11 protein-coding genes are annotated in these 14,679 nt (G+C 59.3%); 5 read left to right on the forward strand and 6 right to left on the reverse strand.

The features are described from left to right. Nucleotides 1-87: 87 nt before the first annotated feature. Nucleotides 88-900 carry a protein phosphatase 2C domain-containing protein gene (locus tag IEW09_RS10615; RefSeq protein ID WP_188554099.1) on the reverse strand — a complete coding sequence of 271 codons (813 nt, stop codon included), beginning with the start codon at nucleotides 898-900 and terminating at the stop codon, nucleotides 88-90. A gap of 104 nt (nucleotides 901-1,004) precedes the next feature. Between IEW09_RS10615 and IEW09_RS10620 the strand changes: the two genes are divergently transcribed. Genes IEW09_RS10620 through IEW09_RS10635 form a run of 4 tightly spaced genes read left to right on the forward strand, consistent with a single transcriptional unit; the run spans nucleotide 1,005 to nucleotide 3,677 of the window. Beyond that, nucleotides 1,005-1,829, forward strand: coding sequence for a DNA-methyltransferase (locus IEW09_RS10620; RefSeq protein WP_188554100.1), 825 nt, complete (start codon nucleotides 1,005-1,007; stop codon nucleotides 1,827-1,829). A gap of 17 nt (nucleotides 1,830-1,846) precedes the next feature. Beyond that, nucleotides 1,847-2,302 (forward strand): vitamin K epoxide reductase family protein, encoded by a 456-nt coding sequence (locus IEW09_RS10625; protein WP_188554101.1) that lies wholly within the window; start codon nucleotides 1,847-1,849, stop codon nucleotides 2,300-2,302. A gap of 9 nt (nucleotides 2,303-2,311) precedes the next feature. Further along, nucleotides 2,312-2,689, forward strand: coding sequence for a hypothetical protein (locus IEW09_RS10630; protein WP_188554102.1), 378 nt, complete (start codon nucleotides 2,312-2,314; stop codon nucleotides 2,687-2,689). Nucleotides 2,690-2,735: 46 nt separating this feature from the next. Then, nucleotides 2,736-3,677 carry a radical SAM protein gene (locus tag IEW09_RS10635; RefSeq protein WP_188554103.1) on the forward strand — a complete coding sequence of 314 codons (942 nt, stop codon included), beginning with the start codon at nucleotides 2,736-2,738 and terminating at the stop codon, nucleotides 3,675-3,677. 21 nt (nucleotides 3,678-3,698) lie between these two features. Here the strand turns inward: IEW09_RS10635 and IEW09_RS10640 are convergent, their stop codons facing one another. Continuing rightward, complete coding sequence (locus tag IEW09_RS10640) at nucleotides 3,699-4,082, reverse strand: tautomerase family protein (protein ID WP_188554104.1); 384 nt, start codon at nucleotides 4,080-4,082, stop codon at nucleotides 3,699-3,701. Between the two features lie 279 nt (nucleotides 4,083-4,361). Between IEW09_RS10640 and IEW09_RS10645 the strand changes: the two genes are divergently transcribed. Beyond that, the gene (locus IEW09_RS10645; protein WP_229739266.1) at nucleotides 4,362-5,864 is read left to right on the forward strand and encodes a cellulose synthase family protein; all 1,503 of its coding nucleotides are present in this window, start codon (nucleotides 4,362-4,364) and stop codon (nucleotides 5,862-5,864) included. A 318-nt stretch (nucleotides 5,865-6,182) separates the two neighbouring features. On the opposite strand, the gene IEW09_RS10650 is transcribed toward IEW09_RS10645, so the two are convergent. From IEW09_RS10650 to IEW09_RS10665, 4 genes are all read right to left on the reverse strand, one after another. Further along, complete coding sequence (locus IEW09_RS10650) at nucleotides 6,183-7,172, reverse strand: hypothetical protein (protein ID WP_188554105.1); 990 nt, start codon at nucleotides 7,170-7,172, stop codon at nucleotides 6,183-6,185. 181 nt (nucleotides 7,173-7,353) lie between these two features. Then, nucleotides 7,354-10,770, reverse strand: a complete 3,417-nt coding sequence (locus tag IEW09_RS10655) for an Rne/Rng family ribonuclease (protein WP_188554106.1) — start codon at nucleotides 10,768-10,770, stop codon at nucleotides 7,354-7,356. A gap of 594 nt (nucleotides 10,771-11,364) precedes the next feature. Continuing rightward, on the reverse strand, nucleotides 11,365-12,465 hold the full coding sequence (rodA, locus tag IEW09_RS10660; RefSeq protein ID WP_188554107.1) for a rod shape-determining protein RodA: 1,101 nt from the start codon (nucleotides 12,463-12,465) through the stop codon (nucleotides 11,365-11,367). A gap of 66 nt (nucleotides 12,466-12,531) precedes the next feature. After that, a complete protein-coding gene (locus IEW09_RS10665) occupies nucleotides 12,532-14,598 on the reverse strand; it encodes a glutaminase family protein (protein ID WP_188554108.1) in 2,067 nt (688 codons plus the stop codon). Nucleotides 14,599-14,679 lie beyond the last annotated feature (81 nt).

Consider the following 14,679-nt stretch of genomic DNA (forward strand, 5'->3'; position numbering starts at 1 on the left):
TACCAGACCTAGCAGTGTAGCAGTCCATCCGCGACAGGCTATGAAGCTTTTCTATGGGAAGCACTCAGGACCAGAGAAGAGTGCTATTCAGTCAGAAACGAGAGCCGCCAGCAGGACAGTGGTGTTGTCGTGGCCGCCATTGCGGTTGGCCGCGGCAATAAGGGCCTCACAGGCCTGGCTGAGGTCGGCTGGGGTGGCGGGCGATGGGATGGCGGTGAGAATCGACTCGATCTCGCTGTCGGCCACGTCGTGGGTGAGGCCATCGGAGGCGAGCAGATAGAGGTCGCGGGGCTGGAGATGGTGCCTCTGGATCTCGGGCTCGACGCTGGGGCGGGAGCCGATGGCGCGGGTGATGAGGTTGCGCATGGGAGAGATGGCTGCCTGCGCGGGCGTAATCTGACCTGCGCGGAGTTGCTCCTCTACCAGAGAATGGTCGTGGGTGAGTTGCTGCAGGTGGCCATAGCGGAGACGGTAGCAGCGACTGTCGCCCACATGGGCGAGCCAGACGGAGGCGGCAACATCCGCCACAGGAGCAAGCATCGCGACCAGCGTCGTCCCCATGCCGGAAAACTTTGAAGACTGGCGAGAGTGCTGGTAGACAGCTTGGTTTGCAGCGAGGATCGCCGTACAGAGACGCTCCTGCGGAGTGAGGGCGTGGTGGCCGTTCCCATTGCCGTTTCCGTTGGCGTTGGCGCTGTCTTCGTTGCGAGACAAACGGAGATGACTGAGGAAGGTCTCGGCGGCGAGTTGGCTGGCGACCTCTCCGGCGGCGGCTCCGCCCATGCCGTCGCAGACGACGAAGGCCCCGGCCTCGGCACAGGCGGAGCATGCGTCCTCGTTGCCACGGCGGACGAGACCTCGGTGAGACGACATCGCGTGGATGAGTTGATTAGCCGACATAGATTCAGTTGAAAATCTTTTGCACAAAAAGATACACGGAGAGGCGGCGAAGGCAAAGGCTGGGTTAGTTTAGGTGCTGAGGCAAGGAAGAGGTAGAGAAACGGATGAACCGGATTGTGCAGGGGGATAACCTCGAAGTTTTGCGGGAGATGGAGACGGAATCGGTGGAGTTGATCTATATTGACCCACCCTTTAATACAGGCAAGCGGCAGGCGCGAACCCAGATGAAGACCGTGCAGGATGCGATGGGCGACCGCGTGGGCTTTGGCGGGCGACGATACAGGACCGAGGTGCTGAAGGTGCAGGCCGGCGGCTCGGGCTATGGCGACCAGTTTGACGATTTTCTGGGGTTTCTGCGGCCTCGGCTGGAGGAAGCCTACCGTGTGCTCTCGGCTGCGGGGTCCCTCTTTTTCCACATCGACTATCGTGAGGTTCATTACTGCAAGGTGATGCTGGACGAGATCTTTGGCCGTCCGTGCTTCCAGAACGAGATCATCTGGGCCTACGACTACGGCGCTCGTGCGAAGAAGCGCTGGCCCGCCAAGCACGACAACATTCTTTGGTATACCAAGGACCCCGAGCAATACACCTTCAATCTGGACGAGTGCGACCGGATTCCTTATATGGCCCCCGATCTTGTGGGCGCGGAGAAGGCGGCGAAGGGAAAGACGCCGACCGACGTGTGGTGGCACACGATCGTCTCGCCGACCGGCAAGGAGAAGACCGGCTATGCGACGCAGAAGCCGATGGGAGTGCTGGAACGGATTGTCAAGGTTCACTCGAATCCGGGAGAGCGGGTGCTGGATTTTTTTGCCGGAAGCGGGACGACGGGCGAGGCCGCGGCGAAGCATGGGCGAGAGTTCCTGATGGTGGACCAAAGCGATGATGCAATCCGTGTCATGAAGCAGAGGCTGGCAAATTGGCTGTGAGGTCGTAGAATCAAGCGATGAAATATCTGGTGGCGTTACTGGCGTTAGCAGGCTTGGCGGTAAGTGTGATGGGACTGCGGATCCATAATATGGACCCGGCGAAGGCACCTCCGTGTGCGGTGAGCGAGCATTGGGACTGCGGTTCGGTGAACCATAGCCGCTTTGCGGTATTTCCTGCCAAGACATTCGACGAGGCTCCGGGAAAGATTCATATTCCGGTGGCGACAATTGGGATCGTGGGCTATGGCGTGATCGCCGTGCTGGCGCTGATGGAGCTGTGGTGGTGGGTGTTTGAGACCGCACAGATCGGGTTCATGTGCGCCTCGTTTCTGAGCTATCTCGAAGCGTTTGTAATGGAGAAATGGTGCATCTACTGTGTATGGTCGTGGGGCATCATGGCCACGATTCTGGTGCTGACGATTGGGTGGCTGATCTTTCGGCGACGCGGCAGAAGAGTGGCCTGGAATAAATAGAGGAGTTCTATGTGGCCTAAATTGCTTGCGCAGTTGTTCGAGCTGCTGCCGCACATTACGCGGCTGGTGCCGATGGCGGATAAATACTTTTCGTCGCGGACAGCCTCGGAGAAGGCCACCGAGGCGGCCATGGCAGCCATGGCCGAAGGAGTGCGCGGCGATCTGGGGCAGGTGACGAAGGCCCATGCCGGGCTTTATCAGAAGTTGCAGGAGCAGAGTGGGCAGATCGGCGAAATCTCCGCCGAGGTGAAGCGGATGGGCGCTGCGCTGGAACGAGTGACGGCGCTGGAGCTGCAGGTTGTGGCTCTGAAGCGGTGGATGACGATTGGGATTCCTCTGATTGTGGCTTTGCTGATTGCCGTGATTGTTTTGCTGGCGCGTCGGTAGAGAGTGCAACCAGCTTGATTGTGTGTCAACCGGATAGAATCTGAGTATGGGAATTAGCCGGGAACAAGCTCTGGATTGCTTCAACAGCGACGATTTAATTGGGATTGGAATGGAAGCCGATGCGGTGCGACGAGCGCTGCATCCTGAAGGCGTGGTGAGCTATGCCATCGATCGCAGAATCGACTGTGCCTCGACGCCATTCGAGACGATCTGCGAACAGATTCGCGAGACGGTCGAACGAGGTGGGACGGGCGTTACTCTGCGTGGGGCGGTTGACGCAGAGAGGAAAATTGACTGGTACGAGCGGCTGCTTGCCGGAGTACGCGAGCAGTTCCCTGCCGTGTGGCTGCACTGCTTTTCTGCAAGCGAGATTCTGACGATTGCCGAAGACGCTGGATTATCGGTGAAGGATACGATCTTGCGGCTGCAGGATGCTGGGCTGGGGTCGATTCCCGGGGACGATGCCGGGATTCTGGATGATGCGGTGAAGCAGGAGAACGCCAGGGGCAAGTGGTCAGTGGCAGGTTGGGTCGCAGTGCATCGTGCGGCGCACGAGCTGGGAATACGAACGACTGCCGCGATGACGTTTGGCGCGGGAGAGAGCTTTGAGCAGCGGTTGAACCATCTTGAGGTCGTGCGGCAACTACAGGAAGAGACGGGCGGGTTTACTGCGTTTGCTCCGGTAAGCTTTCAGCCGCGCAAGGCAGGAGTAAGCGGCTTCGAAGAGGCCACAGCGGTTGAATCGATGAAGACGCTGGCCGTGGCACGGATGGTACTGGACAACGTGGAGAACGTGCAGACTGATCTCGAGACGCAGGGGTTGAAGGTCTTGCAGATGGGACTGCGGTTTGGCGCGAACGACGTAGGATCGGTGTTACTGGACGGAACTGACGACACCACCGAAGAGGACCTGCGCCGGGTCATCCGCGGTGCAGGCTTCAGGCCAGTTCAGCGGGACACACTCTACCGGACGATGTTCCTGAGCTAATTGACGTAGCCGAGCCAGACTCTAACTGACGTACTGGGCGATTCCGTTGCCGAAGGACCAGTCGGGCAGATCATTTTCACTCAGCGTGATGAAGACGTCTTCCATCCGTTGGCCGACACGCTGATGGAGCAGTTCGGCGGTTCGGCGGTAGAAGGCCTGCTTCATCTCCGTGGTTCGGCCCTTGCGCAGAAAGACCTGGATGAAGAGAACCTGGTCTGTACGCTCGATGCCGAGATAGTGCGGGTCGCAGACGAGACCGTCCCCCGCATGTTCGGTGAGGATCTGGAAACGGTCGTTCTCGGGCACATTCAGGGTCTCGCGCATGGCATCGTAGATGGCATCGCCGATCAGGCTCTTCTGCTCGGAGCTTCGTCCGATCTTCATGGAAACACGTACCAGAGGCATCTTTGGGTCCCTTCTAAATCATTCGATGCGGGGAAATTACCAAGGACGCCATTCTTTCCGGGGACCGGATTCGCGTAGAATCGAGTGAATAGAGTAACCCTTTTCTGGAGCAGCCTCCTGTTTTCTTTTTTTCAAGCGATTCCGTCTACGCTCGCCCTGCTGGTAGCCCCGCATGGATTTGGGCACTATTGGAAGACGCACTACGCCGACAAGACGTTCGAGCACCTGTACCGGTGGAACACGTTCGATACGTGCATGCTGATTCCCTACTTTATCGTGATGGTAATCCTGGCTTTCTATGGGATTCACCGGTATCAGCTGGTCTGGCTCTATTACAAGAACAGGAAGAACGCTGCCAAGTGGGACGAACCGCCGGCGCGATTTACCGAAGAGGAACTGCCGTTTGTCACCGTACAGTTGCCCATCTTCAATGAACAATTTGTGGTCGACCGGCTGTGCGAGGCAGTGTGTCAGCTCGACTATCCGCGCGACCGGTTCGAGATTCAGGTGCTTGACGATTCGACCGACGAGACCCAGAACGTCGCCCGCGAGATCGTCGAGCGGTATGCATCGGGTGCGATGGGGATGCCGCCGCAGCCCATCGTCTATCTGCACCGGACCAACCGGCACGGCTACAAGGCTGGAGCTTTGGACAAGGGGCTCGACGTCGCTAAAGGCGAGTTGGTCGCGATCTTCGATGCAGACTTTGTGCCGCCGCCGCAGTGGGTCAGGCAGGTGGTGCATCACTTTGCCGAGCCGGGAATCGGCATGGTGCAGACGCGGTGGACACACCTGAACCGGAACTACAGCTTTCTAACGCAGGTTGAGGCGATTCTGCTGGACGGGCACTTTGTGCTGGAGCATGGCGGGCGCAGCCGCGCGGGCGTGTTCTTCAACTTCAACGGCACGGCGGGCATGTGGCGACGGCAGACCATCAGCGAAGCAGGTGGATGGCAGCACGACACGCTGACCGAGGACACCGACCTGAGCTATCGGGCGCAGCTGGTCGGATGGAAGTTCAAATATTTACAGGATGTCGAGTGCCCAGCCGAGTTGCCGATCGAGATGACCGCCTTCAAGACGCAGCAGGCACGATGGGCGAAGGGCCTGATTCAGACGGCGAAGAAAGTTCTGCCGCGCGTGCTGAAAAGCGATGCACCATGGCATACGAAGTTGGAGGCGTGGTATCACCTGACAGCGAACATCAGCTATCCGCTGATGATTGTGCTGAGCGTGCTGCTGATGCCGGCGATGATTATCCGCAGCTGGCAGGGCTATCTGCAGATGCTGCTGATCGACTTTCCGCTGTTTATGGCAAGCACGATGTCGGTCTCGACCTTTTACCTGGTGAGCCAGAAGGAGCTATTCCCCAAGGCGTGGCACAAGCGCATCTTCTATGTGCCGTTTCTGCTGGCGCTCGGAGGCATCGGGCTGACGATCACCAACACCAAGGCCGTGATGGAGGCTCTGTTCGGAGTGAAGAGCGCATTTGCGCGCACACCGAAGTACAGAGTCAACAAAAAGGGCGAGAAGTCGCAGGCCAAGGTCTATCGAAAACGGCTGGGAATTGTGCCGTGGATCGAGCTGGGGCTGGGAGCTTACTTTGCGTGGACGGTCTGGTATGCCGTATCCACGGAGAACTTCTTTACTGTGCCGTTTTTGCTGCTGTTCGTGTTCGGGTACTGGTACACCGGGCTGCTGAGCCTGCTGCAAGGGCGGTTTGAACGCAGTAGCAACGCCGGGCAGGAGATGCACGAGAAGCCTTATCCAATCGGCATTTAGCACCCTTCCACAACTGCCACGTCATCTCGACCGGAGCCGCGCAGTCTTATGGCGCGGCGGGGTGGAGAGATCTCTGTATTTCGTCTTGTCTTCTGCCTATTGAAGGATCGGTCGTGGCATATTCCAGACGAGGCAAGGCCTAATTCGATGAAGATAAGCAACAGCAAATACAGGGCTCTCTCCACTACGGCGGCAAAAGCGCCGCCTTCGGTCGAGATGACGTGGTTAATATGATCGCGGTTATAAGATTGCAGGAGCAACGCAGAAAGGCCCGGCTTATCGCCGGGCCTTTGCTGTGTTTTTGGTATTGTCCGCCAGTTAGAAACGAATACCGAAGGTGACCGGAATGTACGTCGTCCTCGCGCTGGCTTGCGGGAAGGCGTTGAAGTAGCTCGTGGTGCCGCTGACATCGAAGTGCCTGGGCTGATTATCGGTCCAGACGTAACGTGCCTCACCATAGAGCCGCGTGCCGGACCAACGGGAGAGCTTATAGGTAAAGCCGAAGCCGCCGTTCACGCCGAAGGCATTGCTGTTGTAGGTGTCGATAGCCTGATTGGCCTGATACTGATAGCAGCCATAGTATGGATCGCAGTATTCGCCGATGGCCGGAGTCGTAAAGACTGTGGCCTTGTGGTAGAAGCCAATACCGCCGGTGACGTAGGCTCCCCAGGTATCAGAGGTGTAGTAGTTGACGATGGGATCGAGCGAAAAAGACCAATCGTGAATGTAGCCGCCGAGCTGGCTCAGAGAGCTTCCAGTCTGGTCAGTAGCACCAAGGCTGTTGTAGAGGGCGAGTTGGCTATTGAGGGTGTGGGTCTGGATGCCCATCTTGTCGTAGTCGAACTGGAGCAGCACGCCGAGGGTCTTGTTGAAGTTACGGCCGCCGCCTACCTGGAACTTCCAGCCAGGAGAGGCATAGTTATGCGTACCGCCGGTGGGAACGATAAATCCGCCGCCGATCATGAAGGTGTACTTGTTGGAGCCGTCGGGGTTGGTGTGGCTGTCGCTGTAGTTGGGACGGCGGTAGCGGCGGCGCGGGGGAGGCTGCATCGCTGCCTCGGGGCTCATGTCGAAGCGCTCCGAGGCAGCGGCGTCGGTATCCGACGAGCTGGAACTGGAACTTGCTGAGGAGAGATCGAGCGGCGCCATCAGGCTGGCCTGAAGGTTGAGCGCAGGCTGGGCCGGTGCGGCTGCGGCGGCCGGCTGCTCGGCCTGAAGACCGAGCGTGGCAGCGGCGGTGAAGACGCCGAGGGCTGCTGTACGAAGGAAAAGGGTAGAAAGGCGATTTTTACTGCTCGTCGTGTGCATCTTTAAGGCTCCCTTAGTTCTGCGAATGCTGGTAGTTCTGCGAGTTCTTCGTAAATACTTCAACCCGGCTGATGTGCGCTTGTTGTGTAGGACGCTTAAAATTTGGTTTTGGATGACAAAAGATGGAGACGGGCATCCCGTTAGTACAGGATGCCCGTAGAGTTAGGGACAACCGAGCGCGCTAGTGGATGTCAAACTGCTCGGGGTGAAGGCTCGGGTCCGACTTGATGAGGATCGTCTTGCCGACCATCTCTTCCATCTCCTGCAGCCACTTGGAGCTGGACTTGAGCTGCTTGACCACGTCGGGGTGGACGCGGAGCATGACATCGCCGCGGTCGAGGTGCTTCTGCATCTTGCGCATCTCGACGTAGATGTCGTTGCAGACGGTGACCGGCGATTTGACCATGCCGGTGCCCACGCAGACGTTGCAGGTTGTGGAAAGCGTGCGCTCGAGCGACTGCTTGACGCGCTTGCGGGTGATGGCGACCAGGCCGAAGTCATTGAATTGAAGGACTTTGGATGGAGCACGGTCGTTTTTCAACTCTTCTTCGAGGGCGGCCATGACCTTGTTGCGGTTCTTGCGCTCGTCCATGTCGATGAAGTCGATGATGATGATGCCGCCAAGATCGCGCAGACGAATCTGACGGACAATCTCGGGGATGGCATCGAGATTGGTCTTGACGATGGTGTCTTCGAGGCGGGCGGTCTTGCCGACGAACTTGCCGGTGTTGATGTCGATCGCGACGAGGGCCTCGGTCTGGTTGATGACGATGCTGCCGCCGGACTTGAGCCACACCTTCGAGCGGAGAGCCTTGTTGATCTCTTCGGTGATGCCGAACTGCTCGAAGAGCGGGGTCTCCTTGGTATAGAGCTTGACGCGCCGGATGAGCGACGGTTGGAAGCGCTGGAGGAAGCGCAGGACGCGCTCGTACTCGCTCTCCGTGTCGACCCAGATGGCGGAGAAGTTGTCGGTGACCTGGTCGCGGAGGATGCGCTCGACCAGATTGAGGTCGTGGTAGATCAGGGCCGGAGATTTGCTGGACTCCGAGCGTTGCTTGATGTCGGCCCAGAGGTTGAGCAGGAAGCGGAGGTCGCTGCGCAGCTCTTCTTCGCTGGCTCCGGCTGCGGCGGTACGGACGATGAAGCCACCGGATGCCTCGCCCTTTTCGCTGAGCAGAATTTCTTTCAGGCGGCGGCGCTCGCCGTCGGACTCGATCTTGCGGGAGACGCCGGTGTGGTTGACCGTCGGCATAAAGACAAGGAAGCGGCCAGGTAGGGCGATGTGCGAGGTGATGCGCGCGCCCTTCTTGGCGATGGGCTCCTTGGCGATCTGAACGAGGACTTCCTGCCCCGGCTTCAGCAGCTCGCTGATGGCGGGAAGATTGGTCGCCTGCATGGAGTTGCGGCCTCCACGACGATCGCGTCCACCGTTGCGCTCGCGGTCGCCCGAGCCGCCGGTATAGCGGGAACGGTCGCCACGGCCACGGTCGCCACGGCGTCCGTCACGACGGCCTCCCTCGCGGCGGCTGCTGCGACGCTCACCGTCGCGGGGACGCTCGTAGCCAGGCGTTGCCGACTGCGAGTGTTCGGAGCCATTGGCAGAGACTTCGCCGTCTTCAGTGGATTCTTCGTGGAAGTCTTCGTCTTCCGACTCCTCTTCAGAATCGGAGTCCGAATCTTCGAGATCTTCTTCGTACTCGTGCGTGCCGTCATCGAAGGAGTCCTCTTCTTCGAGATCGTCTTCCTCTTCAAGCTCTTCGACGTTGTTGCCGGAGTTGGTGATCTCGTCGATGGACATCTCGCGGATCATGGTGCCGAGGTCGGCTGCGCCCTCCAGCGTCTCCTCTTCGCCGAGATCGTCGAGCTCTTCGACCGAGCTGGCTCGCAGTGTGGTTGCGTAGTCCTCCTCTTCGAGGACCTCTTCTTCGAGATCGCCTACGCCGGGAGCGAAGTGATGATGGACAGGCTCAATGCCATCTTCGGCGACGTTTTCGACAGGGTTGGCGATAACGGTCTCATGCTGGATCGGAGAGGCCGGCTCAATTGCCTGCTCGGGAGTAAAGGCGGCAACCGGAGCTTCGGTCTCCATCTCGCCGGTGGCGTGGATGGAGGTGAACTCATGCGCTGCTGCGGGCTCTTCAGCGGACTCGGCGATCTGGTCGGCAACCTCTACGGTTTCTTCAATGGACTCCTCGACCGTTGGTGCGCTCTGGCGAAACTCGCTGGGAGCGACCGGATCAACACGGTAGGAGGCGGAGGCCTCAACAGGCTCGTACTCGGTTGGGACAGCTTCATGCGCCGGTGCGGCTATAGCCTGTTCGGTCTGCTCGATCTGCTCTGCCTGTTCAACGACTGGCTGAGCCTCTGCTGCTTCGAGCGCTACGGCTTGCGGCTCCTGCCGTGGTTCAGTGCGGCGATGGCGGGAGAGCGATTCACCGGGTAGCGTAGCTCCTCCATCCCAACCTGCAGGAATCTCGTAGCCGGGAGTAGAAGTCAGAATGATGGTTGGTTCGGCTGGCTTGGGTGTAGCCAGTTGGGGTTCGTCGCCACCCTTGCGATACTTCGAGAGCGACTCGCCGGGAAGAACGATCGGCTCGGGAGCGGGGCCGTCTGCATCGGCAGAGGCGGAATCGTTGTATGGCGTGTCCTCAACACCATAGAGAGAGGTCCGGGGGGCAAACCCGCGTGGGGCACGACGGCCACGGTCGCGTCCACCACGGTCATTGCGGCCGCGATCATTTCGGCCACCACGGTCGCGACGGTCGGTCCGGTCATTGCGGTCACTGCGTTCGTTGTTCTCCACTGCGGATTCGCGTGGGGGGTGCGCCTCAGCGCTCGGCGAAGACAGCTCGGCTTCGCCTTCAAGATCGACATTGGATTCGTACTGATCCTCGTCCTGGTCATCGGAAGCGGTGAACTCTGGCTGCGCGTCGGTATTGGCCGGCTGTGCGGCGGCGTCACGCTGGCCGGGACGGCTGCGACGACGGCCACGACGGCCACGCCAGCGGCGGCTTCCATCCGCACCGGGAGCGCCTTCGCCGATCTCGCCTTCCTCACGGGGTTCGGCAGAGAGCGTGTCGGGATGCGGACCGAAGTCGCTCTCCTGATTGAGGTCCATCGGGGCCTCGGTCTCTTCCGAAGTGTTTTCCGGGCTGGGGTGACGATCGCGATTGCCTCGGCGGCGGTCGTTGCGGCCACGGCCACGATCGCGGCCACGGTCTCCGCGTTCGGAGCGATTGCCGGACTCTTCACCGGACGCAACTGGAGCGCCCTCGAGCGTAACCGGCTCGCGGTTGCCATTGCGGCGGTTGTCGTTGCGGGAGCCGTGGGAGTGGTCGCCGTTGGTGTCGAAGTCGGCAGAGTCGCCTGCTTCTTCCATGAAGTCGGTGATGTAAAGGAAGGCGTCGCGTTCGAGGCCGATGTCCACAAAGCTGGACTGCATGCCCGGCAGGACGCGGGTGACGCGTCCGTTATAGATGGAACCGGCGAGGGTGTACTCGTTCTCGCGCTCGTAATAGATTTCGGTGAGGTCGTCGTTTTCGACGATGGCGAGCCGCGTCTCGTGCGGCGTGCTGGAGATATAAATTTCTTTCGACATGCTCTTACTCTTTCTGCCCGCCCTGGTTGAGGCGCGAGCGGCAGACGAGGCAGAGAGCGGAGATCGGGAGTGCTCCTAAATCTTAGGGGCGGCTCACCGTGGGTGCGGACAGGATGCGGGATGCAGAAGCGCGTGCACGACGATCAAATGCGGGTGCGAGATGAATAAACAACTCTGCCGCAACCGCGCTTTTAAACGACGCGGGTGGGGCGGCACGATGGAGATCGATGACACGAGGGGATGCTTCGAACGCGAATAGACATGCGGACTTTGTGACCGAAACAACCTCTAAGCCTAAAGCCTGAGGCGGGGCCGTTTGCCATCCGGATGCAATCATTTCCCTGAAACCTGTCCGGCCAACGGACTGATCGTCTCTCGCCTGGCCGGCCTTTTCTTCTAAAAATTCTCTAAAGATCTTTAAACAACTTCTAAAAATCCTGTTGCCGCTGCCGGCGCCTTGCGCCAAAGGGAGCGGGTTGTCGTGCTGTCCGGCATCTGACCGAACAGGTACTGCCAATAGTATTGCACCAAATCTGCTGCAAGTGCGGAGATGGGTGCTTCTTTAAGTCCGGGAAATTGTAACCGATCCCCGAACTAGTTCACGAACCGGCGCATGCGAATGTTCATGACAATTCCGAGCGCAAGGAAGGTGAAGAGAATCGACGATCCACCATAACTCATGAGCGGAAGGGGGATTCCCGTGACTGGCATCAGACCGACGACCATGCCTATGTTGACCGCAATCTGAAAGATGATGACGGCGACGACCCCCATAATGATGAAGGTGCCGGGCAGATCTGAAGCTGTTTGAGCGTTCTGAATCAAACGCATCAATATAAGAAAGTATAACAGCAGGACGCCGAGAGCGCCGATGAAGCCATGTTCCTCGCAGAAGGCGGCGAAGATGAAGTCGGTGTAAGGAATAGGGAGAAAGTCGCCCTGCGTCTGTGTGCCCTTGTTAGCACCCTTGCCCCAGATGCCGCCGGAGCCGACGGCGATGAGCGACTGGCGGATCTGATAACCGGAGCCGCGAGGGTCGGTATCGGGATTGAGGAAGGCGTTGATGCGGGCCTGCTGATACGGCTTGAGATGCTTTCCGCTCTTCCACGCGCCTACGCCCAGCAGCGCAAAGACAAGCAGTATGATGGCTGCCTGCTTGAGGCGCATGCCGCCGAGGAAGAGTCCGCAGATGAGAATAGGCAAATAGGTGAGCGATGTGCCCAGGTCCGGCTGCTTGAGCACCATGAGCATGGGAATGCACACCATCGCAAAGGCCTTGGCGATATCGGTCCAGGTCAGTTCCCTGCCCGCAAGCCCCCAAAAATAACGAGCGATGGCGACGATCAGGACGAGCTTGACCCACTCGGACGGTTGAAAGTGAATGCCGCCGGGAAGCTTGATCCAGCGGCGGCCGCCGAGGACTTTGGTGCCGAAGGCGAGCACAGCCAATAGCGACACGATGCTGATGCCGTAAGCCCAGTGAACAATATCGATTAGCCGGTGATAGTCGATCAGCGAGATCAGAAACATCAGCACAAGGCCGGTAGCAAGAAAGCCGATCTGCTTGTGATCGAAGCCGTGAAATTTGGTATGCAGGGTCGCCGATTTAATCTCGAGGACGGAGATGACCGAGAGGACAAGGACGAAGCCGAGCAGCACCCAGTCGAAGTCGCGGTAAGAAGAGAGGCGGCGCATGTGCTGGCTATTATCTTAGCCGGACAAATGCGCCGCCGTGATGCCACGTTGGGGGTGCCTACTGAATTACTGGTGAGCCGCTGCCTTGGCGCGCCACTTCTCTGTCAGCGACTTGTCAGCCAGCGCCTTGATGAAGACGCCACCAACGACGCTGCGGGCCTGGAAGCCGACCTGCTTGCCAGTCTTGGTGTCGTACCAGTCGGTGAGCGGAACGCGGCTCGGAGTCTCGTTCGTCCACTTGTAGATGGGGTCTACGATGGCGTTGAACGCGGCCGGATTGTCAGCGAGCGTTGCTGTCCACAGCTCCCAATCGAGCTTGGTGTAGTCGGCGCGGCTGTCGAGAGGCAGACCGTAGAGATTGATCTTGGTCTGGTAGTAGGCGATCTCGCTGTCGCGTACCGATTTGGGAAAGAGGTTGTAGCCGAGCAGGTCATCCCATACCAGGTTGTACTTCTGACTCCAGGTGTTGGGGCTGTTGAAGGCCAGCTTGTAGTGATCACCCTCCTTGGCCATCGTGATCCACTTGCCTGCGTAGTCTTTGGCGGTGGCCTGATACTCGTGGGCTACCGACTCCTTCTTGAGCAAGCGAGCGAGGTCGGCGTAAGCAGCGAGGCCGTCGATCGCCTTGATGGAGAGGTTCGAGTTGTGGGCTACGTGGCCGGCGAAGTCGTCGGTGGTGAGCTGATTTTCAGGATCGAGGCCATTTGCCTTGAGGTACTCCGCCCACTTGGTGAGCTGAGGCCAGTACTGCTCGGCAAGCGCGGTATTGCCTTCGGCGCGGGAGAGAGCGTCGACGAGGATGAGCAGGTTGCCGCTCTCTTCGACTGGCATCTGGTTCTCTTCGGTCTTCTCTCCGCCGCCATACTCCTGCCCATTGGCCAATGGATACTGGCCGAGGTCATGCGGAGCGAAGGGGAACTTCCAGCGATTCGGCAACGCGGCATATTTCAGCACGGGCGAGATCTGGGCTTCGAGCAGCTTCGGATTGAAGAAGAGGAAGAACGGCGCGGAGGGATAGAGAACATCGACGGTGGCGATGTCTCCGTTAGAGAAGTTCTCCTTGGCGAAGAGGTAAGGCGAGCCGTCGACGTCAGCCACCAGACCGTGGGCAGCCATCGCCTGCCGATAGGCGAGGATCGCGATGGCTGCGTAGTGTTCGCCACCGGCCTTGGTGAGGTCGGCGGTCAGCTCCTTGTCGAGGGCGGTGCCGCGGGCTTCGAGCGAGGCGTACTGCTGCTCGGCCTCATCGAGCATCTGCGAGACGGGCTCGTTGTTGCGCTGCCAGTAGGGGCGAAGATTGCGTCCGAGGTACTGGATCTCGTAGTTCTGCGTGTAGGAGACAAGAACGTGGCGGCTGATCGGCTCAGCTGCGACCTTGCCGAAGGTGAGAACAGCGTCGAGGTGAGCACCTTTACGGTCTGCCCGCATGGGCATATCCATGTCGTCGGCTGCGGGAAGCTGTCCGGTGGTGGCGAAGTCGTGGCGGGCACGCGCGGCGATGGCGGTGGTGGCCTGCTCGTCCTTGGGGACGACCAGATGGAAGTAGCCCCAGTCGATGCGAACGTTGTCACCGGAGCGATTGAGATAGTCCTGGTCGCGTGAACCTACGGAGAGGACGTTGCCAGTCGCAGTCTGGTTGCGGGTGTAGACGACCTGCTCAGAGGGATCGTTGACGGCGATGATGGGATCGACGTCGAGAAGAACCGAGACGTCATGCGATGCGCCGTCGGTCGATTGCGCCGTCCAGGTGAGATAGGTGACCGGGCGGGAGAGGATATCGAGATCGCTGAGGATGGTGGGCGTGAAGAAGGTGAGGTGCAGATCAACGCCAGCTTGCTTGAACTCGTAAAAAGTGTGGGTCGGCGTGATCGAACGCGCAACCTGCTCCATCGCAGGGACGTCGCGAGGATCGCGGCCCATGAAGCGGTAGGCCTTGCCGTCGATGCGCGCCATGCCGCTGATGGGCTGGGGAGCGCCGGTCCAGTGCGTAGTGTTGGAGTCAGTGAGATTATCGGTGTTCGACCAGATACTGAAATAGGGATTGTGGGTAATCAGCGGTGTGTCCGGAGCGCGCTGCTGGGCGAAGACAAAGGACGGCAGAAGGATAAGAGCGAGGGACAACTTCAGTTTCATCGGGAACCTCAGGAAATGTAAGCCATTACATGACCTAATAACCATACCTTCATGGGATATCGATTGGAAATGGTTCAAACG

The organism is Edaphobacter dinghuensis, from assembly GCF_014640335.1.
Lineage (GTDB): Bacteria > Acidobacteriota > Terriglobia > Terriglobales > Acidobacteriaceae > Edaphobacter > Edaphobacter dinghuensis.

Bases quoted from the DNA above. Each gene is read 5' to 3' on its own strand.
- IEW09_RS10615 (WP_188554099.1), bottom strand. From the start codon at position 900: ATGTCGGCTAATCAACTCATCCACGCGATGTCGTCTCACCGAGGTCTC.
- IEW09_RS10620 (WP_188554100.1), top strand. From the start codon at position 1,005: ATGAACCGGATTGTGCAGGGGGATAACCTCGAAGTTTTGCGGGAGATG.
- IEW09_RS10625 (WP_188554101.1), top strand. From the start codon at position 1,847: ATGAAATATCTGGTGGCGTTACTGGCGTTAGCAGGCTTGGCGGTAAGT.
- IEW09_RS10630 (WP_188554102.1), top strand. From the start codon at position 2,312: ATGTGGCCTAAATTGCTTGCGCAGTTGTTCGAGCTGCTGCCGCACATT.
- IEW09_RS10635 (WP_188554103.1), top strand. From the start codon at position 2,736: ATGGGAATTAGCCGGGAACAAGCTCTGGATTGCTTCAACAGCGACGAT.
- IEW09_RS10640 (WP_188554104.1), bottom strand. From the start codon at position 4,082: ATGCCTCTGGTACGTGTTTCCATGAAGATCGGACGAAGCTCCGAGCAG.
- IEW09_RS10645 (WP_229739266.1), top strand. From the start codon at position 4,362: ATGGTAATCCTGGCTTTCTATGGGATTCACCGGTATCAGCTGGTCTGG.
- IEW09_RS10650 (WP_188554105.1), bottom strand. From the start codon at position 7,172: ATGCACACGACGAGCAGTAAAAATCGCCTTTCTACCCTTTTCCTTCGT.
- IEW09_RS10655 (WP_188554106.1), bottom strand. From the start codon at position 10,770: ATGTCGAAAGAAATTTATATCTCCAGCACGCCGCACGAGACGCGGCTC.
- rodA (WP_188554107.1), bottom strand. From the start codon at position 12,465: ATGCGCCGCCTCTCTTCTTACCGCGACTTCGACTGGGTGCTGCTCGGC.
- IEW09_RS10665 (WP_188554108.1), bottom strand. From the start codon at position 14,598: ATGAAACTGAAGTTGTCCCTCGCTCTTATCCTTCTGCCGTCCTTTGTC.